Here is a 24729-nt window from a genome sequence, read left to right on the forward strand (position 1 = left end):
CGGAGCGGCCTTTTTTCATGGGCGCAGGTTTCAGCTCAATCCGCAGAACTTCTTGAACGGCGCCAGCACCGCGTCGCCGCGGAAGGGCTTGACGATCCAGCCCGTGACTCCGACTTCCTTGCCGCGCGCGCGCATGGCCGGGTTGTCTTCGGTGGTCAGCATGATGATGCGCACGTCTTTGTTGCCCAGCTCCTTGCGGATCTTGTCGGCCATGGTGAGCCCGTCCATATTGGGCATATTGACGTCGCTGACGATCAGCTTGATGCCGGGGTCGCTGCGCAGCTGCAGCAGACCGTCACGGCCATCGGAGGCCACGGCCACTTGAAAGCCGTTTTGATTCAAATAGCCCGCCACGATCTCACGCATGGTGGCGGAGTCGTCAACCACCAGAACATTCGCCATATTTTTCTCTCCTCACGCTGCCGCAGTTGCGGGCTCATTCAAGGGGTCATTCGCTCAGAACAGATCCAGCTCACCGGTGGGGCTGACCGTCGGGGCCGCCGCATCAAACTCGGCAAACTCATCGGGTGACCAGTGCAGATTGAAGATGAAGCGCTGCACGATCATCAAGGGCGGCAGGCCCGGCCGGAAGGGGTCAGACAGCTGGTAGCGTATGCACAGCTGCGGGTCTTGCGAGCCGAAGCTGATGTATTTGTGCTCGTGGTTGATGACGATGGGCACCTGCGTCTGCTGATTGGCAAAGGCCTGGGGCGGGATGTAGCGGTTCTTGAACGCGCCCCAGATCAGATTGGTGGTCTCGCCGAGCATATTGTTGAGCTCGCGGAAGTTCAGGTCGCCGCCGATGCCGGCATAGCTGAAGCCCTGGATCAGGCCCTGGCGCAGGGCGCTTTCCTCGGTCTGCAGCATCATGTAGCCGCGACACCAGGTGCTCTCAATGGCGATCAGGGTCGACACCTCGCCATGGATGATGCGGTCATGCACCACATAGGGCGACTCCGACACCACCAAGGCATTCGGGAACATGGCGCCCAGGGCCGAACGGGTCAGGTCAACGATGCCATGCACCAGGCTGGTCGGGTAACGCAGACTGAAGATGGTGTACTCCACCGCCGCCTTGAGATGGGCCAGGTCGCCGGTGTTCCAGCGGTGGCGCACCACCACCTCTTCCTCGGGCGCCAGCTGGCGCTCGGTGGTGCGGCGCAGAAAGATGGGCAGCTCGGGCCGAAGCTTGTGGATGGCGCGCGCCAGATGCAAGCCGTCGGGGCCGTCACAAGGCAGGTCCTCGGCCAGCAGCACGCCACCCAGGTCCTTGTTCTGCGCCAGCGTCGCCAAGGCATCGGCGGCCGAGCGCGGCAGCGCCATCAGGCCGACCTCGCGGCAGAACTCGTTCAAGACCTGGAATTGCGCCGCATCATGCTCGAGCAGCAGCACCTTGGCTTCAAGTTGGGTGGTTTCGGTCATGTACATGCCCAGGCGGAGACGCCTGCCCTTTTCAACACAAGAGGAGCTCGCAGACCGGCCAGGCACAAAGAGGAGGAGGCCCTGACGCGCCCCTCCTCAACAGGCCGGAGATCCCGACAGGACGCCTCACGCACAGCGGCAGGCGCCCATCGGCTCTGTGTTCTCTTTATCGGCCACCACGCGCGGTTCTGAAGCAAAAAACAGCGCGACAAGCGCTTGGTGTACTCAAGCCGGGCCCTTGAACGCCGATAGCGCATGGACGAGTGGAGCGACCGCGCGAAGCACCCGCGCCCGGCCGGCTGACCACCGCACCGTCAAACCGCGGACCCGCCTATGGCCATCACCTCGCCCAACCCACTCACCGTGCTGATCGTTGACGATCAAAGCGCCACCCGCGTCGCCGTCAGCGCCGAGCTGGACCGGGTCGGCCACCGCGTCATCGAAGCCGACAGCGGGGAATGGGCCCTGGAACTGTTCATCCGCTACCGGCCTGATATGGTCCTGCTGGATGTGGAAATGCCGGTCCACGACGGCTACTGGACCGCTCGAGCCATGCGCGCGGCCGAGCCAGGGGGCTGGACACCGATCCTCTTTCTGTCTCAACGTGACCAGGATCAGGACGTCTGGCAAGGCATCGACGCCGGCGGCGACGACTACCTGATCAAGCCCCTGTCACCGATGATCTTGCATGCCAAGCTGCGCGCCATGCAGCGCCTGATAGGCATGCGGCAACGGCTGCTGGAGATGTCCGAGGAATTGCGCCTGGCCAACGCGCAATTGCAGGAACTGAGCAGCATTGACAGCCTGACTGGCTTGATGAACCGCCGCGCCCTCGACGCCCGGCTGCATGAAGAAATCGGGCGAGCCCGACGGGAGGGCACGCCGCTGACGCTTGTTCTCTGCGATGTGGACTTCTTCAAACGCTACAACGACAGCCTGGGTCATGTGGAGGGTGACGGTTGCCTGCGCCAGGTGGCACGGCTGCTCAGCGAGGCCTGTCGCCGCCCGAGCGACTGCGTGGCCCGCTACGGCGGCGAAGAGTTCGCCCTGGTCCTGCCCAACACGCCACGTTCGGGCGCCATGACCTATGCACGGACCCTGACCCATCTCGTGACCCATGCCCATATCGCGCACCCGGATTCGCCCGTCGCCAGCCACGTCAGCTTGTCCGGCGGCATCACGACCTGCGTTCCCGACGCGTCGACCACGGCCGAGGGTCTGTTGATTCGCGCCGATGACGCGCTGTACACGGCCAAGGCACATGGCCGCAACCGCTTCTTCAGCTACGAAATGCTGCTCGACACGGTGGAGCAGAGGGAGTTGCTGCGCGCCACACCCAAGCTCTGAAACAGCTGGACAAAACCACAGCCCCTTGCCTATGCTCGGCGCCCAGGAGGGCCGCTCATGGGCGCCAACAGCAAGACCATCACCATCGAAGACCTGCAGCGCCATGCCGTGGCCCGCAGCCTGTTCAAGCCGACCAGCCTGCCGCAGGCCATCCAGCGTCTGGGCTTTGTGCAGGCGGATCCGATCCGCGCCCCGGCCCGCGCGCAAGACCTGACCCTGCGGCACCGCGTCAAGGACTACCGCGCCGGCGACCTGGAGCGGCGCTACGCCCGCCTGGCCGTGGAAGAAGACTGCCTGGTCAACTACGGCTTCCTGCCGCGCGAGCACCTCAAGCTCATGCACCCGCGCAGCGCCAAGCGCAGCTGGGACGCCAAGACTCGCGCCCAAGCGGCCGAGATCCAGGCGTTCGTCCAAGCCCATGGCCCCTGCCACCCGCGCGAGATCCAGGCCGAGTTTCAGCTCGGCGCCACCCGCAATGCCTGGGGCGGCAGCAGCAATGCCACCACCCATCTGCTCGACGCCATGCATTACCGCGGCTTGCTGCGCGTGCAGCAACGCGAGCAAGGGCAGCGGGTCTACAGCGCCGTGGTGCACGAGGCCGACCCGCGCTCGCCGCATGAGAAAGCACAGGCCCTGCTGGAACTGGTGCTGGCCAAGTACGCGCCACTGCCCTCGCGCAGCCTGGGCCAGCTCTGCAGCCTGCTGGGCTACGGCGCGCCACATCTGCGCAGTGAGCTGCGCCAGACCCTGGCCATGGCGCGCAAGACCTGGCCCCAGGCCGAGGTCGAGGGGCAAACTTGGTACTGGCCCGAGGGCGAGAGCCCCAACTCCACGCGCTGGAAGCTGGACGAGGCCGCGCGCCTGCTGGCCCCCTTCGACCCCATCGTCTGGGACCGCATGCGCTTCGAGCGCTTCTGGGGCTGGGCCTATCGCTTTGAGGCCTACACACCGGCGCCCAAGCGCAAACTCGGCTACTACGCCCTGCCCCTGCTCTGGCGCGGCGAGGTGATCGGCTGGGGCAATGTCAGCGCGACAGAGGGCCGGCTGCAGGCGCAGCTGGGCTATGTGCAAGGCCGCCCTCCCTCCGACCCGGCCTTTGCAAAAGCATTGGAGCAGGAGCTGAGCAAGCTGGCCTGCTTTCTCGGCCTGGAGCAGCCAGGCTGAAGAAACCCTGGCCCGGCGAATAGCCAGGGATTCCCCGCTTGTTCCGCACGCGACTTGCAGTGGTGCGGCTAGAATTCACGTGTTCCGAGGAGCGTTGCAACCTGGATCCGGCTCGCTGGATCTGGGCCAGGCTCGGAAAAGTTTGCACAGTGGCCCCCTCACCTCTCGGCCCTGTCCATATGGCAACCGCGCTCACCCGCTGACGTTTTCGCGTGGGTGATCGGTTTGCAAGGTCCGGAACTCCGGGCCTGTCCTTCTGGACACCCTTTCCCCCCGGCGATGACGACAGCGGCTTCATATTTCGCATGAAGGAGCTGTCCGATGACTACCGCCATCACCACCACCCCGCTGGCCGCCGACCAATACCTGATCAAGGACCTGAGCCTGGCCGCCTGGGGCCGCAAGGAAATGAACATCGCCGAGAGCGAGATGCCCGCGCTGATGGCCATCCGCCGCGAGTACGCCGCCACGCAACCGCTCAAGGGTGCTCGCATCACCGGCTCGCTGCACATGACCATCCAGACCGCCGTGCTGGTCGAGACCCTGCAAGCCCTGGGTGCACAAGTGCGCTGGGCCTCCTGCAATATCTTCTCGACCCAGGACCAGGCCGCCGCCGCCCTGGTTGCCAAGGGCACACCGGTGTTCGCCTACAAGGGCGAGACCCTGGAAGACTACTGGGACTACACCCACCGCATCTTCGAATTCGCCGGCAAGGGCGAGGCGGGTGAAGGCCCGAACATGATTCTCGATGACGGCGGCGATGCCACCCTGCTGATGCATCTGGGCCAGAAGGCCGAGAAGGACCTGAGCGTGCTGGCAAACCCGGGCAGCGAGGAAGAACGCATCCTGTTCGCCGCCATCAAGGCCAAGGTCGCCCAGGACGGCAGCTGGTACACCCGCAAGAGCGCCGAGATCATCGGCGTGACCGAGGAAACCACCACCGGCGTGTTGCGCCTGAACGAGATGGCGGCCAAGGGCAGCCTGCTGTTCCGCGCCATCAACGTCAATGACTCGGTGACCAAGAGCAAGTTCGACAACCTCTACGGCTGCCGCGAATCCCTGGTCGACGCGATCAAGCGCGCCACCGATGTGATGGTCGCCGGCAAGGTCGCCGTGGTGGCCGGCTACGGCGATGTGGGCAAGGGCTCGGCCCAGGCCTTGCGCGCCCTGTCGGCCCAAGTCTGGGTGACCGAGATCGACCCGATCTGCGCCCTGCAGGCCGCCATGGAAGGCTACCGCGTCGTCACCATGGAGTACGCCGCCGACAAGGCTGACATTTTTGTCAGCGCCACCGGCAACAAGAACGTGATCCGTCGCGAGCATATGGAGGCCATGAAGGACCAGGCCATCGTCTGCAATATCGGCCACTTCGACAACGAGATCGATGTCGCCTCGCTGGAGTCCTGCGAGTGGGACGAGATCAAGCCGCAGGTTGACCATGTGATCTTCCCCTCGGGTCGTCGCATCATCCTGCTGGCCAAGGGCCGTCTGGTGAACCTGGGCTGCGGCACGGGCCACCCGAGCTATGTGATGTCGTCCAGCTTCGCCAACCAGACCATCGCCCAGATCGAATTGTTCGCCCACAAGGACGCGTACGACATCGGCAAGGTCTATGTGCTGCCCAAGCACTTGGACGAGAAGGTCGCTCGCCTGCAGCTGACCACGCTGAATGCGCAGCTGAGCGAGTTGACGGCCGAACAAGCTGCCTACATCGGGGTGCCCAAGACTGGCCCCTTCAAGCCCAACACCTACCGCTATTGATCGGCAGGCTACTGCGCGGCCGCCAGACGTCGTTGCGGGTCCCTCCGCAGATCCTCACGTAGCCCAGCTACGTTCCGGTCTGCGGATCCGCCCGCGCCTAGCCTGACGGCCGCTCGCTACGCCTCGACACACCTGACCCTTCTCCTATGCGCGCTGATCAACTGTTAGTTTCCAAAGGCCTGGCGCCGACTCGCTCGGCGGCGCAACGGCTGATTTCGGCCGGTGCGGCGCAATGGCGGGCGCCCAAGGACTGGCAGGCGATCCGCAAGGCGGGCGAGGAGTTGTCGGAACATTGCGAGCTGCGCGTCAGCGATGACGCGGAGCTGCGCTTTGTCTCGCGCGGCGGGCTCAAGCTGGAGGGCGCGCTGCAGCAAAGCGGCCTGGATGTGAGCGGCCTGACGGTGCTGGACATGGGCCAGAGCACCGGCGGCTTCACCGACTGCCTGCTGAAAGCGGGCGCGGCCAAGGTCGTGGGCGTGGACGTGGGCCACAGCCAGCTGCATGAACAGCTGCGCCAGCACCCCCAGGTGGTGGGGCTGGAGCATTTGCATGTGCGCGAGCTGGCAGGCTCAGCCCTGGCGCAGCACGCGCCGCCCGAAGGCTTTGCCCTGATCGTCGGCGACCTCAGCTTCATCTCCATGCTGGGCGCCTTGCCGCATCTGGCGGCCTGGCTGGCCCCTCAGGGTCAGGTCTTGCTGCTGGTGAAGCCGCAGTTTGAACTGGGCAAGAAGGCACTGGCCCGCGGCGGCCTCGTCAAGGACGCCAAGCAATACCCGCTGCTGGAAACCCAGGCCCGCCAGGCCGCCCGAGATCAGGGCTGGCAGGTGCGGGGCTATTTTGAGAGTGCCATCACCGGCGGTGACGGCAACAAGGAATTTTTCCTCTGGGCGCAAGCGCCCGAGGCTGTGAAAGAAACGCCATGAGTACAGCAACACCCCGCGTGCCGGTCAGCTTCGAGTTCTTCCCGCCGAACACCCCGGTGGGCACCGAGAAGCTCAAGACCGTGGTGCAAGACCTGAGCGTGCTGAATCCGCATTACTTCAGCGTCACTTACGGCGCCGGTGGCTCCACGCGCGAGAAAACGCTGAGCACAGTGATGGACATCGCGGCGGCCGGCTATGAAGCGGCCCCGCATCTTTCCTGCGTGGGCTCCACGCGCGAGAACATCGCCGAGATCCTGGCCACCTACCGCGCGCAGAACATTCGCCGCGTGGTGGCCCTGCGCGGTGATCTGCCCAGCGGCACGGCCACCGCTGGTGAATTCCGTTATGCCTCGGAGCTGGTGGCCTTCATTCGCGAGACCCAGGGCCCGGACTGGCAGATCGAGGTGGCAGCCTACCCCGAATACCACCCGCAGCAGCGCTATGCCGCCAAGGACTTGGAGCACTTTGCTGCCAAGATGCGCGCGGGTGCCAACTCCGCCATCACGCAGTTCTTCTTCAACCCGGACGCCTACTTCCACTTCGTCGACGAGGTGCGCAAGCTCGGTGTGGACGCGCCCATCGTGCCGGGCATCATGCCTTTCCACAATTACGCCCGCATCGCCCAGTTCGCGGCCCGCGACGGCATCGAGATCCCGCGCTGGGTGGCGCTGAAGATGGAAGGCTATATGGACGATGTGGCCAGCATCCGCGAGTTCGGCCTCGAGGTGATGACACGCGTCTGCGAGCGCCTGATCGCCGGCGGCGCGCCCAGCATCCACTTCTATACCCTCAATCAATCGGCCTTGACGCTGGCGTTGTGCAAACGCCTCGGCCTTGGCTGAGTTGTTTGCGGTAAATCAAGTGGCACCGGCCCTCCTCGCGAGGGCCTTTTTGCATTTGCGCCAGATCAAGGGTTAACCCCTCACGCCGCGATTCAATGGCTTCCATCGGGAACAGATTTGATTGATCCCATACATAGGAAGCCAAAAAATGATCACCAAGACTTTTGCTCGCACCGCCGCTGCCGCCCTGGCCATCGCCACCCTGGCTGGCGCCTCCTTCAACGCTGCAGCCCAAGAAAGCCCCTGGCTGGTGCGCGTGCGCGCCGTGAACCTGGATTCGGCCAACAAGGACAGCACCGGCCTGGGCCTGAGCGTGAACAACAAGGTCATCCCCGAAGTGGATTTCAGCTACTTCGTGACCCCGAACTTCGCGCTGGAACTGATCCTGACCGTGCCGCAAAAGCACACCCTGAAGTCCAAGGGCACGGCCATCGGTTCGCTCAAGCACCTGCCCCCGACCCTGTCGGCCCAGTACCACTTCAACCCGACCGGCGGCTTCCGCCCCTATGTCGGAGCCGGCCTGAACTACACCAACTTCTCGGCCGTGAAGTTTGATTCCGCCGTGGACGCTGCCCTGCACCCCAGCATCAAGCGCAACAGCTATGGCCTGTCCTTCCAGGTCGGCGCTGACATCGAGCTGAGCAAGAACCTGTACCTGAACGTGGACGTCAAGAAGGTTAAGCTCGGCACCACCGTCTACTCCAGCGGCACCAAGGTCGGCACTTTCAAGGTCGACCCGACACTGGTCGGCGTGGGCCTGGGCTTCCGCTTCTAAGTCGGAGCAAGCCAAACCCAGACAGTTTCCCGCTGTCATCACCCGTGCCACCTTCAACGGTGGCCGCGCCAGAAGTCGAGGCGCCATGCCGCTGCAGCTTGAAGAAAGCGCAGCGGCATTTTTTCGTCGGCTGAAAACGGCACAGAGCCGTCGTTCGCTGAGATCTGAATATGAACGCAGAGTGCGCGGAGGACCGCAGAGGTCGCGGAGAAGAGAGCAGGTTTTTTAGTCTCCGCGTCCTCTGCGGTCCTCCGCGAGCTCTGCGTGCTGAAGTTTCTTCGCGAACGACCTCTCCGTGCCGACACCCGCCGGAACAGCCTCAGCTCAAGTTAGCAAACGCATCCCGCGTCAGATTCTCGGCGGCCCCTTCCGCCCGGCAGACCACATCGTCTTCGATGCGGATGCCGCCGAAACGGCTCAGGCGCTCAACCTTGGCCCAGTCCACGGACACTGCCGAGGCGCTGGCGCGCAGCTGGCGCAGCAAGGTCGGGATGAAGTAGAGGCCGGGCTCGATGGTCACCACCATGCCGGCCGCCAGGGGGCGGGTCAGGCGCAGATAGGGGTGGCCTTCGGGCTTGGGCGAAACTGCACCGGTTTCATCGGCCATGAATCCGCCCGCATCGTGCACCTGCAGGCCCAGCAAATGGCCAATGCCATGCGGGAAGAAGATGCTGGTCACGCGCTCGGCCAGCTGCGCTTCCACGCTCATGCTCACCAGACCCTGGTCTTGCAGGATGGCGGCGATGCGGCGATGGGTGCTCAGATGGATGTCGCGGTAGTCCACCCCGGCGCGCACCTCGTCCACCAGCGCCAGCTGGGCTGATTCCATGGCAGCCAGCAGGGCATCGAACTCGGCGCTGTCGGCGCCACCGACTGACCAGGTACGGGTGATGTCCGAGGCATAACCGTTCACTTGCGCGCCAGCGTCGATCAGGAAGCTGCGGCTCTGTGCCGGGCGCTGCGTATCCTGGTACTGGTAATGCAGCACGGCGCAATGTTCGTTGAGTGCCACGATATTGCCGTAGGGCAAATCGCGGTCGGTGTGACCGGCGGCGATCAGGTAGGCACGGTGGATCTCGGCTTCCGAGGCGCCGGCCAGGAAGGCATCGCGCGCGGCCAGATGGGCCGGCGCGGCGCGGCGCGAGGCGGCGCGCATCTGCTCCAGCTCATACGACGTTTTGTAGGCGCGCTGGTAGTGCAGCAGGTGAATCAGGTCCTGCGGGTTGTTGGGCACCACGCCGTCGAGCGCGGCATCGGCCTCGCCGATGATGGCCAAGCGGCCCGGCACCTGCAGATGAGCGGCCGCGTCCTCGGCGCGGCTGATGACGATCAGCTCCACATGCTGCACCCACTCGCCGGTCGGCGCACTGGGCGGCACATGCCAGTAGTCATCGGGCTGGTAGTAGACAAGGCGCGGCTTGTGGCCCGGGCGCAGCAGCAGCCAGCTGTTGGGATGCTGGGTCAGCGGCAGCCAATGCTTGAAATGCGGGTTGGGCTGGAACAGATAGGGCCGGTCGTCGAGAAAGGCGTACTTCTCGATGCCGGACGCGATCAGCAGTGCGTCAAAGCCCGTGCGCGCCAGAGCGCTTTCCAGCTGCGCTTGCAACTGGGCCAGGTGTTGGGCGTAGGACGAAGAAGACGAGGAGGCGGTGGTGGTGGTGCTCATGGGGCCGCATTGTCAGCCATGTCCGCACTGCCCCAGCAGCCAGGCCCTGAATGCCACCATGGCCGGGCTGGGCGGCCGGGTGAGCAGCCGGGTCAGCCAGTAGGCACCGACATCCACCTCCAGCGCAAAGGGCTGGACCAAACGCCCTTGCAGCAGCTCGCGGCGGAACATGCAAGGCGGCGCCAGGGCCACGCCTTCACCGAGCAAGGCGGCCTGCACCATCAGGGCCGAGGCATCGAAAACCGGGCCGCGCGCCACCAGCCGGGCCACACCGGCCGCGCGCAACCAGGTTTGCCAGTCCTCGCCGCGGTAGGAGCGCAGCAGAGCGTGGCGCGCCAGATCCTCAGGCTGGCGCAGCTGCGCAGCCACGGCCGGCGAACACAGCGGCGTCATCGGCGCCGGCAGCAGCACGTCAGCCTCCACGCTGCGCCAGGCGCCATCGCCAAAGCGAATGGCCAGGTCCAAGCCCTCGCCGGCCAGATCGACCTTGTTGTTGTTCGTCAGCAGGCGCAACTCGATGCGCGGATGGCAGGCGCGGAAATCGGCCAGTCGTTCGAGCAAAAAGCCCATGGCAAAAGTGCCGACCACACCCACCGTCAGCAGCTCGGCCGGACCGCCCTGTCGAAGCGCGTCCAAGCTGCGTTCGATACGGCCGAAGGCGTCCTGCACCACCGGCGCCAGCTGCGCGCCCTCATCCGTCAGCACCAGCCCACGGGCATTGCGGCGAAACAGGGCTCGGCCCAAATGGGCCTCCAAGGCCTTGACCTGATGGCTGACGGCCGCCTGGGTGACGCACAAGTCCTCGGCCGCGCGGGTGAAGTTCAGATGGCGCGCCGCGGCTTCGAAAGCGCGCAAGGTGTTCAGCGAAAGCCCGCTCAACGGCATGGCAGATCCATTAGAAAAAGTATCAACAAACCCCAAAAACCATCCATTGTGCCCAGGAGCCAAATGAACAGAATCACGACCTCCGATCCATTGCCAATATTTTTCATATGAACAACCCTCTGATCAGCCGCCGCCAAACCCTGCTCGCCGGCACCGGTTTCGCATTCCTGCATGCCAGCCTGAGCCACGCGGCCAGCCCGCAGGCCTCGGTCGCTCGGAGCGCGTCCTTCCCGGCCCTGGCCGCGCTGGAGCGCCGCGCCGGCGGCCGGCTCGGCGTCTGCGCCCTGGATCTGCGCAGTGGCGAACGCATCGGCCACCGCCAGCATGAGCGCTTCGGCCTGTGCTCCAGCTTCAAGCTGCCGCTTGCCGCCATGGTGCTGCGCGAGGCCGACGCAGGCCGCCTGCAGTTGGATCAATGGCTGGCTTTCGGCAAGGCCGATCTGGTCCACCATGCACCGGTCGCCCGCCAACACCTCGCCGCCGGCGGCATGAGCGTGGTGGCCCTCGCCGAAGCCACACAGACGACCAGCGACAACGTCGCCGCCAACCTGCTGCTGAAGCGCTTGGGCGGCCCCGCTGGCTTGACCGCCATGCTGCGCCAGGTGGGCGATACCGAAACCCGCATCGATCGGTTCGAGCCGGCGATGAACGTCGTGCGGCCCGGCGAACTCAGGGACACCACCACCCCGCAAGCCATCGCCCGCCTGTGCGCGGACCTGCTCAGCGGCGAGGTCTTGAAGCCAGAGTCGCGCCAACGACTGCTGTCCTGGGCCCAGGCCACCGAGACCGGCCTGGAGCGCTTGCGCGCCGGCTTCCCAACCGGCTGGCTGGCTGGCGACAAGACCGGCACGTTCACCTCGCCAGACATGGCCAGCAAGATCAACGACGTCGCCATCACCTGGCCGGCGGACAGCACGCCGCAGCGCGGTTTGGTGGTCAGCGCCTACTACGAAGCGCCCAAGCCCTGGGGCGGCCCGCTCCGGGACCGCGACCTCGCCGTGCTGGCCGAGGCCGGTCGCATCGCCGCCGCCTGGTGGCAATCACAGCCGCCGCTCGCGGCCGCGCAGGCCCGCTGACCTTCAGCCGCGCTGATCCCAGACCACGCCCTCTTCGGTCAGGATCGCATCCAGCGGCACATCATGCGGCTCGGCCTTGAGCATGGGCAGAAAGCCATGGGCGTAGCCGACCCCAGCCGTGGCCGGACGCGGCTGCAACTCGGCCAAGGTGCGGTCCATGAAGCCGCCGCCATAGCCGAGGCGCAGGCCGAAAGGCCCGTAGCCCACGCAGGGCACGATCAGCAACTGCGGCTCGAAAGTGGCGGTGTCCTTGGGCTTGGGGATGCCGTAGGCGTCTTCTTCCATCGGGCAGCCGGGGTACCAGACATGAAAGCGCAGCGTGCCATGCTCCTTGTCCACCACGGGCAAACCGATGCGGCGATCGGGCTGAGCCTCGCTCCAGCGGTAGAGCGCCGGCAGCGGGTCGAACTCGCCCTTGATAGGCCAGTAGGCGCCGATGGTCAGCTCAGGCCGCCGCACCAGCCAGACCCGCAGCACGCTTTGCAGCTGCTCGGCCAGCTCCAGGCGATGGGGCAGGTTCAGGCGATCCTGGATCAGCTTGTGGCGCAAGGCGGCACGGTCATTCATGTCCACTGACAACTCCCTGGGAACTGGCTGGCAAGCAATTCGGAATGCCTCGCGATTGTGTGCGGACTTGGTGACGGGCCCGGGCAGAAACTGCCCCTATATTTGACCCATGTCCAAGGATTCCAAGGAATTGCTCGCCCACAGCCTGGAGCTGCTCGCCCCGCTGGGGCCGCTGCGCAGCCGCCGCATGTTCGGCGGCTGGGGCATTTATGTCGAGGACATCTTCATCGCTCTGATCGCCTTCGATCAGCTCTACCTGAAGGCCGATGCCGAGAGCCGCCCCCAGTTCGAAGCCGCCGGTTGTGCCCCCTTCCAGTACGAACGCGAGGGTCAGGTCATGAGCCTGGGCTACTTCGTCGCGCCCGAGGAGGCCATGGAGTCGCCCGCGCTGATGGTGCCCTGGGCGCGCCTGGCCTTCGGGGCCGCCTTGCGGGCGCGGGCCAGCAAGGCCAAAAAACCTGCGGCAAAAAAGAAGGAGGCAGGCGGGAAGAAGGCAGCGCCGCGCTGAAGCGGCGCTTCAGAGTTCAGGCGGCAGCAAGGCCACCCATCGCATTCCGCCCCTGCGCCGCGCGCCGTTCACCCAGCCGCGCCTGCAAGGCCGGGCAGGCCGAGGGCGGTACCAGCAGCTGAAACGCCGCCTGGGGCCAGGCCTCGATCACCACCTGGCTGCCGGAGGCCAGGGCCAGCGATTGCCCGGCCTGCAACCAAACATCTTCGGCCGGCGCTTCGGGGCGGCCGGCCTGGGTCAGCCAGAGGCGGCCGCTGCTCACGCGCAGCTCGCGCGCGCCCGGGCCGACCTTGAAACTCAGGGCCTCACCCTCGGCCAGGCTCCACAATGCTTGCGATTCACTCATGACTCTTACTCCCGATGTTTGCTCCCAGGGGTAGCGCAGACATTGCATGCACCTCTAGAAGCCATGGGTGAATCCTAGGGTTCACCCGGGGCGACGTCCAATGAGACTGCGGGCAGCGATTGATACCATTCGCGCATGAATGGCAACAACACCAGCGACTCGCAACCGGCCCGCTTGCCCCTGTCCAGCCGGCAGCGGCCGCTGTCCATCGGTCCCCTACGCGCCTTCGAGGCGGTGGCGCGGCTGCTCAGCTTTCGCGCCGCGGCCGAAGAATTGCACCTGACCCAATCGGCCATCAGCCGCCAGATCCGATCGCTGGAAGAGGAAATCGGCTGCACCCTGTTCCTGCGCGGCACCCGCTTCGTCGAACTCAGCGCCGACGGCGCCGTGCTGCGCCACCAGGTCCTGCCCCTGCTCGAGCGCCTGGACCAGACGGTGCGCCAGATCCGCCAGTCGCGCGGCCGGCGCGTGGTCAATGTGACCACCTTCGCCTCCTTCGCCTCGCTCTGGCTGATCCCGCGCTTGGAGGCCTTCCAGCGCGAGCATCCGGACATCGACATCCGCGTCTCGGCCAATGATGTGGTGATCGACCTCGACGACAGCGAGTTCGACGTGGCCCTGCGCTACATCTCGAAAGAACAGACCCCGGCCGGCGCTGAGCGCTTGTTCGGCGAGACCCTGACCCCGGCCATCGGCCGCTGGGCCGCCGAGCGCGCCGCAGCCGGCGAAGCGCCGCCCCTGCGCCGGCCGGCCGATCTGGCCGCCTACAGCCTGGCCGAGGAGGATGACTCGCGCGCCAGCACCGAATACCTGGGCTGGCGCCGCTGGCTGCGCAGCCATGGCGTGGGCGAGCTGCAGCCGCGCCGCTGGATGTACCTCAACTTCACCTACCAACAGGTGCAAGCCGCGCTGGCCGGTCAGGCCGTAGCCCTGGCCCGCGTGGCCCTGGTCAGCGAGCAGCTGCAGCGCGGCGATCTGGTCGAACCCTTCGGCCCGGCCGGCCGCATGAGCAGCCCCATCTCCTACTGGCAGCTGCAGTCCCGCCACAGCCGCGAGCGCACCGAAGTGCGACAGTTCTGCGACTGGATCACTGAGCAGGCGGCGCAGACGCGGGCGGACATTGGCGAGGCGGAACCGGCGCCCGAGGACTGAGGCCCGCTACAGCCGGGTCCACGACGCCGTGCGGGCATTGAAGAAGCCCGACTGCGTGTAGGCCTTGCGCACAACGCCCTGCTGCAGCAGGCGCTGCAGGCCGCCATCGAGCGCGCTGCGCAGGCCAAAACTTTCAGGGTGTTCACGCGCCAGCAGATAGTGGCGCGTGCCGCGCAGGGCAATCTTGAGACCAGGAATGGGCAGCAGGCGCACATTGCCCACGGTCAGGGACAGGTCGGGCGTGGCCTGAAAAGGCGCCAGCAAGAGGTCGGCCCGGCCGGCTGCGACCATGCGCGGCATCAGCTCCCAGTTGGTGACATGCTGGCGCCGACTGATGCCCAGCTGCTCCAGCGTCGCCCAGTCAACCACCCAGTTGCGATTGGACAGCACGCTCAAGGCCCGCACATCGGCCAGCGTGCGCGCGCTCATGGCGCGGCGGTTGCTCTCCACCGTGTAGAGCCCCGCCTCGAACTCGCCCATCTGGATCATGGGCCGGCTCAGCAACACGCCCTGGCCGGTGCCGACGCCCGGGCCGGCGATGTCCTGTTCCCAGTACGTGGTGGCACTGCAGATCAGGCGGCCCGAGCTGATCTCGCGCAGCAGGCGCTCACCCGAGGGCATGTCCACAAACTCCAGCGGGTGTAGCCAGCCACCGAGCGCCAGCGCCTGGTGCAACAGCACCACCTCCACCACATCACGGCGCGAATGCGGCCCCGAAAAGTCGCTGATGCTGAGGGGGTCGCGGCCATTCAAGAAGCGCGCGTAATCGGCCATCACGTCAGCGGGCACCGCGGCCTGGATGACGCGCTGCTCGGGCCCAGCAGCAAAGGCCGCCGGCAGCCAGGCACAGGACAAGGCGGACAGCGCCCGGCCCAGACAGTTCCGGCGGCTCAAGGTGTCCATCAGGCCTTGCGCTTCTGGATCGGGTTCACGGCGACATCAGCTCCCGTTCGGTGAGCACCAGAGTCAAGGCCTGGTCATGCGCCTCGACGGCAAACGCAGCCTCGCCCAAACTCCAGGCCAGGCCGATGCTGGTGACGCCCGGGTGCGCGGCCAGCCAGCGATCGTAATAGCCGCCGCCGTAGCCGAGGCGGTAGCCCTCGCGGGTGAAACCCACGCAAGGCACCAGCATCACATCGGGGACGAGCACCGCGCCCTTGCTGCTGGGAATGCCGCATTCATCCAGCAAGGTGGGCGCCGGGCCGTCGAGTGGGCCGTCCCAGCGCCGGTAGTCCATGCGGCGCGGCGATTTGTAGGCGTAGGGCAAGGCGAACTGCAGGGGCTCGGCCGGGCCCTCGTCCTCCAAGTCATCGTCGTCGTCTTCGTCCGCCTCGGGCTCCAACATGGCGGCCAGGTTCAGCAGATGCGGGGCCGGGTTGAACTCGCCATCCAGCGGCCAGTAGATGCCCAGGCACTGTGGCGCCAGCTGGCGCAGCAGCTCGTGCAAACGCTGGCCCAGGGCGGCGCTGGCCGCATGCGCGGCCGGTGTGGCCAGCCAAGCGCTGCGCTGGGCCAACAATTGCGCGCGCAGGGCTGGCCGCTCGTGAGACAGTGTGGTGTGGCTGGGTGTTGAAGACGGAGCCGGTGTGGGGTTGCTCATGTACGGGGCTCCTGAGGCAAGCGATGCATGCAGGCCAGCCTGAATCCTTGAGATGGAAAAAAGACAGAAGAAAGCAGTGGGACCATGTTCTTGGCAGTATATGAAGCAGAAGTCGGCCCGCAGACAGGGGAAGCCCCCGATCGCAGGGCGAGCCGCGCACGCCCCTTGACCCTGGCGCTGGCCTTTGCGCTGGCCGCTTGGCTGGCGGCGACCGGCACGCCGGCCCAGGCGCAAACCTCGGCCACGGCGGGCGCCAGCGCCAACCCCGAACTGATCCTGGAAGCGCAGGACGCGCTTCGCCAGAAAAACCGCGCACGGCTGTCAGCCCTGAACGTGGCCGCGCAGGAACTCAAACACCCGCTGGCACCCTGGGTCGACTACTGGCAGCTGGGTCTGCGCCTGGCCGAGGCCTCGCAAAGCGAGCTGGACGCCTTCTACGCCCGCTGGCCGGGCAGCTATGTCGAAGACCGGCTGCGCAATGACTGGCTGCTGGAGCTGGGCCGTCGCCGCGACTGGAAGAATTTTGCGAACGACCACACCCGCTACCAGATGCGCGACGACCGCGAGGTCGTCTGCTACGCCCTGCTGGCCGAGCATTTCAACGGCCGGCCCGTGGCGCGCGAATCGGCCCGCGCCGCCTGGCTGGCCCAGCGAGACGCCGGAGAAGGCTGCGGCCTGCTGGCCAGCACCTGGCTGGACAACAAGCAGTTCAGCCAGGCCGACATCTGGCTCAAGCTGCGCCTCTCGCTGGAATCGCTCAAGCTGCCGGCCGCGCGCCAAGCCGCCAAGCTGCTGGGCAAGCCCACCGAACTGGCGCTCAAGGAAATCCTCGACAACCCGACCCGCTATATGGCGCGCAAAGCGCAAGGCGGCGCTCGCACCCACACCGAGCTGGCCACCCTGGGCTTGATGCGCCTGGCCGCCGCCGACCCGAGCGCCGCGGCCGAGGCCATGGCCAAGCGCTGGGAGCGCGAGCTGCCGCAGGAACTGCAGGCCTGGGCCTGGGCCCAGATCGGCCGGCAGGCGGCCTTCAAGCTGCAGCCCGAAGCCAGTGACTATTTCGAACGCGCACTCAAGGCCCAGGGCCGCAACAGCCCCGAGTGGAGCGAGGACACCCGCGCCTGGGTCGTTCGCGCCGCCCTGCGCAGCGGCCGCTGGGCCCAGGCGCTGCAAGGCCTGAACCTGCTGACCGGTGCAGACGACGGCCAACGAGAGGGCCGCGAAGCCCGGGAGGCGCGCCAGGCCCGCGAGCTGCGCGAGGCGCGGGACCTGCCGCCCTGGCCCTACTGGCGCGCACGCGCCCTGCTGGCCACCGCCGCCCCAGGCGCCGCCGGTGAAACCCAGCGAGAAGAAGCCCGCAAGCTGCTGCGCACCATGGCAGAGGGCCCGCAGGCCGGCCTGAATTACTACGGCCGCCTGGCCGCCGAAGAACTGGGGCTCACGCCCAATCTGCCCGCCGCACCCAGCCCCTTGAGCCCGGCCGAGCGCGCCCAAGCGCAGGCTCACGCGGGATTGAGTCGCGCCCTGCTGCTGATCAACGCCGGCCTGCGCAGCGAGGGCAACCGCGAGTGGAACTACTCCTTGCGCGGCCTGAACGACCGCGAGCTGCGCGCCGCCGCCCAGCTGGCCTGCGAGAGAGAGCTCTGGGACCGCTGCATCAACAGCAGCGACCGCAGCCGCCAGGAATTCGACCTGGCGCAGCGCTTTCCCACGCCCTTCCGCAATGCCTTGCTCGGCCAGGCCCGCGAGGCCGGCCTGGACCCCGCCTTCGTCTATGGCCTGATCCGTCAGGAGTCGCGCTTCATCGCCGACGCCCGCTCCTCGGTTGGCGCCACAGGCCTGATGCAGGTGATGCCGGCCACAGCGCGCTGGACGGCCAAGAAGGCTGGCCTCAGCTACAGCCCCGAGCTGATGAAGACGCAAGACTTCAATCTGCGCATCGGCACCCACTACCTGAAGCTGGTGCTCGACGACTTCGGCGGCTCCTACGCCATGGCTGCGGCCGCATACAACGCCGGCCCCGGCCGCCCGCGCCGCTGGCGCGATGGCCCTGTGCTGGAGGCGGCCATCTGGGCCGAAAACGTGCCCTTCATCGAAACCCGCGACTATGTGAAGAAGGTGCTGACCAACAGCGCCGTCTATGCCCAGCTGCTGGGCCTGGGCCCCGAGGCCAGCAGCCTCAAGTCCCGCCTGGGCCGCAGCATCGGCCCGCGCAGCGCAGGCACCGACATCGTCCCCGAGGAGCAGCCCCAGCCATGATGCCCACCCGCCCATCCAGCGAACCGTCCGTCCTGATCCTGGGCGGCAGCGGTTTCATCGGCCGCTCCCTGTGCGAACAGCTGGTGCAAGCCCACGGCGGACGCGCCCGCATCACCGTGCCGACGCGACGCCTGGGCCATGCACCGGGCTTGCAAGCCATCCAGAGCCTGCCCGGCCTGACGGTGTTGCAGGCCGATGTGCACCGGCCCGAAACCCTGCAAGCGCTGGTGGCCGGCCATGAGGTGGTGGTCAATCTGATCGCCATCCTGCAGGGCAATGAGGCCCAGTTCCAGCGCAACCATGTGCAGCTGCCGCGCCAGATTGCGGCCGCTTGCCGGGCGACGGGCGTGCGCCGCCTGATCAACATCAGCGCCCTGGGCGTGGGCGCCACGGTGGACGGGCAGACCGAGGGCCCTTCGCGTTATCTGCGCTCCAAGGCCGGTGGCGAGGCGGTGCTGCAGACCTCACCCGATCTGGACCTCAGCATCTTGCGCCCCTCGGTGGTGTTCGGCGCCGGCGATCGCTTCGTCAATCTGTTTGCCAAGCTGCAGGCCTTGTTCCCGCTGATGCCGCTGGCCGGCGCCGAGGCGCGCTTTCAGCCGGTCTGGGTCGAGGATGTGGCGGCGGCCATCCGGCGCTGCATCGCCGACCCGGCGACCATCGGCCAGACCTACGAGATCGCCGGCCCCGAGGTGCTGAGTCTGGCCGAGATCGTGCGCCGGGCCGGCCGCTGGAGCGGCCACTCGCGCCCCATCCTGCCCCTGCCCGCTCCGCTGGCCTGGGCGCAGGCGCTGATGATGGAGCTGCTGCCCGGTGAACCGCTGATGTCGCGCGACAACCTGGGCTCCATGCGTGTGCCCAATGTGGCCGGCGCCGCGGGCCCGGCCCTGCCGGGTCTGGCCGAGCTGGGCATCACGCCCAGCGCCATGGCGGCCGTGGCGCCCGACTATCTGCGCCCCGAGCAACAGGGCTGCGGGCGCCTGGATGCCTGGCGCATGAAGGCGGGGCGCTGACGAGGGCGCGGCATTGATGCGCACGGCGCATCAAGCCCATGCATGAATATCAGCGGCCTGGCTTTCAGTTTCAGCGGCGACGCTGGCTAAGCTGAGCGTTCTTTCGCAAGCCCCATCCGACACTCAGAAAGTGCCCACCCCATGAAGCTCTACATCGGCAACAAGAACTACTCCTCCTGGTCCATGAGGCCCTGGGTGCTGCTCAAGGCCTTCGGCATCCCCTTCGAGGAGGTGAAGCTGCGCTTTGACTTCAGCCCCGGCTCGGCCTTTTACCAGACCCTGGCGGCACTGACCCCGGTGGGTAAGGTGCCGCTGCTGGTCGAGGACGACGGCTTTGTGGTCTGGGACACGCTGGCCATCACCGAGACCCTGGCCGAACAGCACCCCGAGCACGCCATCTGGCCGCGCGATGCGCGCCAGCGCGCCCGCGCCCGCAGCGTCTGCGCCGAAATGCACGCCGGCTTCAGCGCCCTGCGTGGCTTCTGCCCGATGAACATCGATGCGGAACTGCGGGCCGTGGGCGCCCGCCTGCTGGCCACCGAGCCCAAGCTCAAGGCGGACCTGGCTCGCATCGATGCGCTCTGGAGCGAGGCCCTGGCCGCCAGCGGCGGGCCCTTCCTCTTCGGCGCCTTCAGTGCGGCCGATGCCTACTTCGCGCCGGTGGTGATGCGCGTTACCCGCTACGGCCTGCCACTGTCCGCTGCGGCAAACGCCTATGTTCAGGCCATCGAGGCGCACCCGGCGGTGCAGGCCTTCGTGGCCGACGCCGTGGCAGAGCGCGACTTCATCGCCGAAGACGAACCCTACCGGACCCAAGCCTGAGTGTGCCCATGACGACGATGAAGTCCTACCTGGTCGGCGGTGCAGTGCGCGACGCCCTGCTCGGCTGGCCGGTCAAGGACCGCGACTGGGTGGTGGTCGGCGCCGACCCGGCCGCCATGCGCGCGGCCGGCTACCAGGCCGTGGGCCGCGACTTCCCGGTCTTTCTGCACCCCGAGACGCATGAGGAATACGCCCTCGCCCGCACCGAGCGCAAGACCGCGCCGGGCTACCACGGCTTTGCCTTCCACGCCTCGCCCGATGTGACCTTGGAGCAAGACCTGGCCCGGCGCGACCTCACCATCAATGCCATGGCGCAAGACGCCAGCGGCCAGATCATCGACCCCTACGGCGGCCAGCGCGATCTGGCCGCACGGGTGCTGCGCCATGTCTCGCCCGCCTTTGCCGAAGACCCGGTGCGCATCCTGCGCCTGGCCCGCTTCGCCGCCCGTTTTGAGGGCTTCACCGTGGCGCCAGAAACCCTGGCCCTGATGCGCGCGATGGTGGCGGCCGGCGAGGTCGACGCCCTGGTGGCCGAGCGCGTCTGGCAGGAGTTCGCCAAAGGCCTGATGGAGGCGCAGCCGGCCCGCATGATCGAAGTGCTGCGCGACTGCGGCGCCCTGGCCCGGCTGGCGCCCGAGTTGGAGGCCCTGTTCGGCGTGCCGCAGCCACCCGCCCACCACCCGGAAGTGGACACCGGCATCCATGTGCTGATGGTGCTGCAGCAATGCGCGCGCCAGCAGGCGCCGCTGACCGTGCGCTACGCCAGCCTCTGCCACGACCTGGGCAAGGGCCTGACCCCCGCCGATGTGCTGCCCCGCCACATCGGTCACGAGAGCCGCAGTCTGCCCCTGGTGCGGCGCCTGAGCGAACGCTGGCGCGTGCCCAGCGATTGCCGCGAGCTGGCCGAACTGGTCGCACGCGAACACACCCATGTGCACCAGAGCGAAAGCTTCAGCCCCGAAGCCCGGCTGCGCCTGATGGAGCGCTGCGACGCCTGGCGCCGCCCCGAGCGTTTCGAGCAAATGCTCTGGGCCTGCGAATGCGACGCCCGCGGCCGTCTGGGCCTGGAAGACCGGCCCTACCCGCAGCGCGAGCGGCTGCTGCAAGACCTGCGCGCCGTGCAGGCGGTGGACCTGGCCGCCGTCAGCGCACAGGCGCTGGCCGAGGGGCGCAAGGGGCCGGAGATCGGGCGGGCGGTGCAGAGGGCGAGGCTGGCGGCCTTGGGCGAATAACTCACCAATCCTGCGGGTTTGTTGGACGCATTGAACTTGAGGGATGTACAGCCTGGCCGCGCGCTGGGTAACCGCACTGGCCAAGCGGCTGAATGAGCGCGCGGTGCGCCTGGTTGAAGCACGGGAAGCCATGCGCCCTGAACTTCAAACCTAAGACAAGGCTGTTGCCACGCTGCCCAAGGCCGGCGCCGCCGGCTCTTTCTGGCTGCCTTGATGTCTATCAATGCCTTGCTGGCGGCACGCTGCGAAGCTGGGCGCATGGGAGCAGAACAAGTGCCTTCGGCCGAGCCGCCGGTCTTCTTTGCCCGTGGCCTCAGCAAGACCTACGGCACCGGTGATACCGCCGTGCATGCGCTGCGCAGCGTCGATCTGGACGTGGCGCGCGGCGAGTTCATCGTGCTGCTCGGCGCCTCGGGCAGCGGCAAGTCGACGCTGCTGAACATCCTGGGCGGGCTGGATGTGCCGAGCACCGGCGAGTTGCGCTTTGCCGAGCATCAGCTCAGCGGCGCCAGCGAGGCCGAGCTGACGCGCTACCGGCGCGAACATGTGGGCTTCGTCTTTCAGTTCTACAACCTGATCCCCAGCCTGACCGTGCGCGAAAACGTGGCGCTGGTCACCGACATCTGCAGCCAGCCGATGCCGGTGGACGAGGCCATTGGCCTGGTTGGTTTGTTGCCACGGGCGGATCACTTCCCGGCCCAGCTCTCAGGCGGCGAGCAGCAGCGCGTGGCGATTGCACGGGCCATCGTCAAGAAGCCCGATCTGCTGCTGTGCGACGAGCCCACCGGCGCGCTGGACTACCAAACCGGCAAGTGGGTGCTGGAGGTGATCGCGCGCATCAACAAGGAGCTCGGCACCACCGCCGTGGTGATCACGCACAACGCGGCGATTGCGGCGATGGCGGACCGCGTGATCTACCTCAGCGACGGCGCGATCCAGCGCATTGAGCGCAACGCGCACAAGCGCTCGCCTTCCGAGCTGAGCTGGTAACTGTTCTCATGAGGGCACTCGACCGCAAACTGCTGCGCGACCTGCGCTTGATGTGGAGCCAGGCGCTGACCATTGCGCTGGTGGTGGCCTGCGGCATGGGAGGCTTTCTGACCACGCTGTCGGCGGTGGATTCCTTGGCGTTGGCGCGCGATGCCTTCTACGCCGAGGGCCGTTTCGCCGATGTGTTTGCCAGCGTCAAGCGCGCGCCGCTGGCCCTGGAGCCACGGCTGCGCGAGCTGCCCGGCGTGCTGGACGTGCAGACCCGGATCGAGCATCTGGTGCGGCTGGAGTTGCCCGGTGTCGATGACCCGGTGCTGGGCCAGCTGATCGGCTTGGAGCCGCGCAGTGCGCCGCGCATGAACCGTGTCTTCATCCAGCGCGGCCGCGATCTGGGCGAGCAGCCGACCGGCACCCGGGCCATCGAGGTGCTGTTGTCCGCCGGCTTTGCCGAAGCCCGTGGCCTGGAACCGGGCACACGCCTCACCGCGCTGATCAACGGCCGCCAACGCGAGCTGGTGGTGGTGGGCTGGGTGCTCTCACCCGAATACATCTTCGCCGGCCTGGGCGGCCTGCCGGACATGCGCGGCTTCGGCGTGGTCTGGCTGGACCGCGAGCAGCTGGCCGGCGCCTACGATATGCGCGGAGCCTTCAACCGCGTGTCAATCAAGCTGGCGCCGGGCGCCTCCGAGGCGGCGGTGATCGCCGAGCTGAGCCAGGTGCTCCAGCCCTATGGCGGGCGCGAGGCCTATGGCCGCGCGGACCAGACCTCACACGCGATGCTGGACGCCGAGATCAAAGAGCAGCAAGTGCTGGGCACGCTGCTGCCGGTGATCTTCCTGGGCGTGGCGGCCTTTTTGCTGAACGTGGTGGTGTCGCGCCTGGTGGCCACGCAGCGCGAGCAGGTGGCGGCGCTGAAAGCCCTGGGCTACCCCAATCGCAACATCGCCGTGCACTACCTGAAGCTGGTGCTGGTGATTGTCAGCTTAGGACTGCTATTAGGCATCGCGCTGGGCAAGACGCTGGGCGTCATGATGACGGGCCTGTAAGCCGAGTTCTTCCGCTTCCGCAGCTATGGGCATGTGCTGGAGCCTTCGCTGGTGCTGATCAGCGGCGCGGTGAGCGTGGCCATGGCGGTGGCGGGCACGCTCAATGCCATCGGTGCCACGGTGCGCCTGGCGCCGGCCGAGGCGATGCGCCCGGCCGCACCGGGACGCTACAAGGCCGCGCTGCTAGAGCGCCTGCCCGGCGTGCGCGGCAGCGTGCCGCTGCGCATGATCCTGCGCCAGATGGAGCGCCGGCCTTGGCGCAGCCTGCTGTCGATCACCGGCGTCGCGGTGGCGGTGGCCATCGTCGTGCTGGGCAACTTCTTCCGCGACGCCATCGACCACATCGTCGATGCACAGTTCAACGTGACGATGCGCTCGGATGTGACCGTCTGGATGGCCGAAGCCGGCAGCGACAGCGCGCGCCACGAGCTGGCGCGCCTGCCCGGCGTACTCAGCACCGAGTCGGGCCGCGATGTGGCGGTGCGATTCATCCACGGCCCGCGCAGCGAGCGCGGCAGCCTGCAGGGCATGGCCGAGCGGCCCGAGGCGCGCCGCATCGTCGATATGGACGGCCGCGCCGCCTTGCCCAGCAGCACCGGCCTGGTGATGACCGACCGGCTGGCCGAAAAGCTGGGCCTGCGCGTCGGTGACCTGGTGCAGGTCGAGCTGCTGGAAGGCCAGGTGCGCACGCTGCAGCTGCCGCTCGAGGCCACGGTGAGCGAAATGATGGGCCTGAACGCCTACATCGAACGCCGTGCGCTGAATCGACTGCTGGGCGAAGGCGACGTGGCTTCGCAATTCGCGCTGATCGCCGAGCGCGGCCACGAGGGCGAGCTGCTGCGGGCGCTGAAGGCCCTGCCGCGCGTGGTGGGCAGCTTCAGCAAGAGCCTCTTGGTGCGCAATTTGCAGGACATCAGCGCGCGCAATGTGCGCATCATGAGCACCATCCTGACGCTGTTCGCCAGCGTCATCGCGGTGGGCGTGGTCTACAACAATGCGCGCATCGCGCTGGCCGAGCGCAGCTGGGAGCTGGCTTCGCTGCGCGTGCTGGGCTTCACGCGTGCCGAGGTCTCGGGCCTGTTGCTGGGCGAGATGGCCATCGTGATCGGCATTGCGCTGCCGCTGGGCATGCTGATGGGCTGGGGCCTGACGCATGGTCTGGTGGGTGCATTGAAATCCGACCAGTTCATGTTCCCGGTGGTGATCCAGCCGCGCACCTATGCCTGGGCCAGCCTGGCCGTGTTGGGCGCCGGCCTGGCCAGCGCGCTGGTGGTGCGGCGGCGTATCGACCAGCTCGATCTGGTGGCCGCCTTGAAGACGAGGGAGTAGCAGA

At 67.2% G+C, this 24729-nt stretch carries 24 protein-coding genes and 1 riboswitch; of the genes, 16 read left to right on the forward strand and 8 right to left on the reverse strand.

Annotation, left to right across the window (positions count from 1 at the left end; all coding sequences use genetic code 11):
- Positions 1–30: 30 nt before the first annotated feature.
- On the reverse strand, positions 31–402 hold the full coding sequence (locus LNV28_RS02800) for a response regulator (protein WP_263516613.1): 372 nt from the start codon (positions 400–402) through the stop codon (positions 31–33).
- Between the two features lie 54 nt (positions 403–456).
- A complete protein-coding gene (locus LNV28_RS02805) occupies positions 457–1422 on the reverse strand; it encodes a chemotaxis protein CheX (protein WP_263516612.1) in 966 nt (321 codons plus the stop codon).
- 333 nt (positions 1423–1755) lie between these two features.
- Between LNV28_RS02805 and LNV28_RS02810 the strand changes: the two genes are divergently transcribed.
- From LNV28_RS02810 to LNV28_RS02835, 6 genes are all read left to right on the forward strand, one after another.
- Positions 1756–2769, forward strand: a complete 1014-nt coding sequence (locus LNV28_RS02810; RefSeq protein WP_263516611.1) for a GGDEF domain-containing response regulator — start codon at positions 1756–1758, stop codon at positions 2767–2769.
- Positions 2770–2826: 57 nt separating this feature from the next.
- On the forward strand, positions 2827–3933 hold the full coding sequence (locus LNV28_RS02815) for a DNA glycosylase AlkZ-like family protein (protein ID WP_263516610.1): 1107 nt from the start codon (positions 2827–2829) through the stop codon (positions 3931–3933).
- A gap of 80 nt (positions 3934–4013) precedes the next feature.
- Positions 4014–4134, forward strand: a riboswitch (S-adenosyl-L-homocysteine riboswitch).
- A 120-nt stretch (positions 4135–4254) separates the two neighbouring features.
- Entirely contained in the window at positions 4255–5694 is a 1440-nt protein-coding gene (ahcY, locus tag LNV28_RS02820; RefSeq protein WP_263516609.1) for an adenosylhomocysteinase, read from the forward strand.
- A 146-nt stretch (positions 5695–5840) separates the two neighbouring features.
- Complete coding sequence (locus LNV28_RS02825) at positions 5841–6617, forward strand: TlyA family RNA methyltransferase (RefSeq protein WP_263516608.1); 777 nt, start codon at positions 5841–5843, stop codon at positions 6615–6617.
- Positions 6614–7459, forward strand: coding sequence for a methylenetetrahydrofolate reductase [NAD(P)H] (metF, locus tag LNV28_RS02830; protein ID WP_263516607.1), 846 nt, complete (start codon positions 6614–6616; stop codon positions 7457–7459). The genes LNV28_RS02825 and metF overlap by 4 nt, the downstream gene beginning before the upstream one ends.
- A gap of 148 nt (positions 7460–7607) precedes the next feature.
- Complete coding sequence (locus LNV28_RS02835) at positions 7608–8234, forward strand: OmpW/AlkL family protein (RefSeq protein WP_263516606.1); 627 nt, start codon at positions 7608–7610, stop codon at positions 8232–8234.
- Between the two features lie 319 nt (positions 8235–8553).
- Here LNV28_RS02835 and pepQ read toward each other — a convergent pair whose 3' ends face one another.
- Positions 8554–9900 carry a Xaa-Pro dipeptidase gene (gene pepQ / locus LNV28_RS02840; RefSeq protein WP_263516605.1) on the reverse strand — a complete coding sequence of 449 codons (1347 nt, stop codon included), beginning with the start codon at positions 9898–9900 and terminating at the stop codon, positions 8554–8556.
- A 12-nt stretch (positions 9901–9912) separates the two neighbouring features.
- Positions 9913–10785, reverse strand: a complete 873-nt coding sequence (gcvA, locus tag LNV28_RS02845) for a transcriptional regulator GcvA (RefSeq protein WP_263516604.1) — start codon at positions 10783–10785, stop codon at positions 9913–9915.
- A 107-nt stretch (positions 10786–10892) separates the two neighbouring features.
- Here gcvA and bla point away from each other — a divergent pair, with 107 nt between their 5' ends.
- On the forward strand, positions 10893–11861 hold the full coding sequence (gene bla, locus LNV28_RS02850) for a class A beta-lactamase (protein WP_263516603.1): 969 nt from the start codon (positions 10893–10895) through the stop codon (positions 11859–11861).
- 3 nt (positions 11862–11864) lie between these two features.
- Here the strand turns inward: bla and LNV28_RS02855 are convergent, their stop codons facing one another.
- On the reverse strand, positions 11865–12428 hold the full coding sequence (locus LNV28_RS02855; protein WP_263516602.1) for a 5-formyltetrahydrofolate cyclo-ligase: 564 nt from the start codon (positions 12426–12428) through the stop codon (positions 11865–11867).
- A gap of 109 nt (positions 12429–12537) precedes the next feature.
- Here LNV28_RS02855 and LNV28_RS02860 point away from each other — a divergent pair, with 109 nt between their 5' ends.
- Positions 12538–12936, forward strand: coding sequence for a TfoX/Sxy family protein (locus tag LNV28_RS02860; RefSeq protein WP_263516601.1), 399 nt, complete (start codon positions 12538–12540; stop codon positions 12934–12936).
- Between the two features lie 16 nt (positions 12937–12952).
- On the opposite strand, the gene LNV28_RS02865 is transcribed toward LNV28_RS02860, so the two are convergent.
- A complete protein-coding gene (locus LNV28_RS02865; RefSeq protein ID WP_263516600.1) occupies positions 12953–13282 on the reverse strand; it encodes a DUF2917 domain-containing protein in 330 nt (109 codons plus the stop codon).
- 135 nt (positions 13283–13417) lie between these two features.
- Here LNV28_RS02865 and LNV28_RS02870 point away from each other — a divergent pair, with 135 nt between their 5' ends.
- Positions 13418–14434 (forward strand): LysR substrate-binding domain-containing protein, encoded by a 1017-nt coding sequence (locus LNV28_RS02870; protein ID WP_263516599.1) that lies wholly within the window; start codon positions 13418–13420, stop codon positions 14432–14434.
- A gap of 6 nt (positions 14435–14440) precedes the next feature.
- Here LNV28_RS02870 and LNV28_RS02875 read toward each other — a convergent pair whose 3' ends face one another.
- Both LNV28_RS02875 and LNV28_RS02880 read right to left on the reverse strand, forming a co-directional pair.
- Positions 14441–15328, reverse strand: a complete 888-nt coding sequence (locus tag LNV28_RS02875; protein WP_263516597.1) for a transporter substrate-binding domain-containing protein — start codon at positions 15326–15328, stop codon at positions 14441–14443.
- 34 nt (positions 15329–15362) lie between these two features.
- Complete coding sequence (locus LNV28_RS02880) at positions 15363–16034, reverse strand: 5-formyltetrahydrofolate cyclo-ligase (protein ID WP_263516596.1); 672 nt, start codon at positions 16032–16034, stop codon at positions 15363–15365.
- 84 nt (positions 16035–16118) lie between these two features.
- Here LNV28_RS02880 and LNV28_RS02885 point away from each other — a divergent pair, with 84 nt between their 5' ends.
- From LNV28_RS02885 to LNV28_RS02915, 7 genes are all read left to right on the forward strand, one after another.
- Positions 16119–18293, forward strand: a complete 2175-nt coding sequence (locus LNV28_RS02885) for a lytic transglycosylase domain-containing protein (RefSeq protein ID WP_263516595.1) — start codon at positions 16119–16121, stop codon at positions 18291–18293.
- On the forward strand, positions 18290–19306 hold the full coding sequence (locus LNV28_RS02890; RefSeq protein ID WP_263516594.1) for a complex I NDUFA9 subunit family protein: 1017 nt from the start codon (positions 18290–18292) through the stop codon (positions 19304–19306). The genes LNV28_RS02885 and LNV28_RS02890 overlap by 4 nt, the downstream gene beginning before the upstream one ends.
- Before the next feature lie 141 nt (positions 19307–19447).
- On the forward strand, positions 19448–20128 hold the full coding sequence (locus tag LNV28_RS02895; RefSeq protein ID WP_263516593.1) for a glutathione S-transferase family protein: 681 nt from the start codon (positions 19448–19450) through the stop codon (positions 20126–20128).
- Positions 20129–20136: 8 nt separating this feature from the next.
- Complete coding sequence (locus tag LNV28_RS02900; protein ID WP_318013821.1) at positions 20137–21360, forward strand: multifunctional CCA addition/repair protein; 1224 nt, start codon at positions 20137–20139, stop codon at positions 21358–21360.
- 258 nt (positions 21361–21618) lie between these two features.
- Entirely contained in the window at positions 21619–22350 is a 732-nt protein-coding gene (locus tag LNV28_RS02905; RefSeq protein ID WP_263517147.1) for an ABC transporter ATP-binding protein, read from the forward strand.
- 8 nt (positions 22351–22358) lie between these two features.
- The gene (locus tag LNV28_RS02910) at positions 22359–23396 is read left to right on the forward strand and encodes an ABC transporter permease (protein WP_263516592.1); all 1038 of its coding nucleotides are present in this window, start codon (positions 22359–22361) and stop codon (positions 23394–23396) included.
- A gap of 33 nt (positions 23397–23429) precedes the next feature.
- Positions 23430–24725 carry an ABC transporter permease gene (locus tag LNV28_RS02915; protein WP_263568731.1) on the forward strand — a complete coding sequence of 432 codons (1296 nt, stop codon included), beginning with the start codon at positions 23430–23432 and terminating at the stop codon, positions 24723–24725.
- Positions 24726–24729 lie beyond the last annotated feature (4 nt).

This window comes from Paucibacter sp. DJ2R-2, from assembly GCF_025717675.1.
Lineage (GTDB): Bacteria > Pseudomonadota > Gammaproteobacteria > Burkholderiales > Burkholderiaceae_C > Paucibacter_A.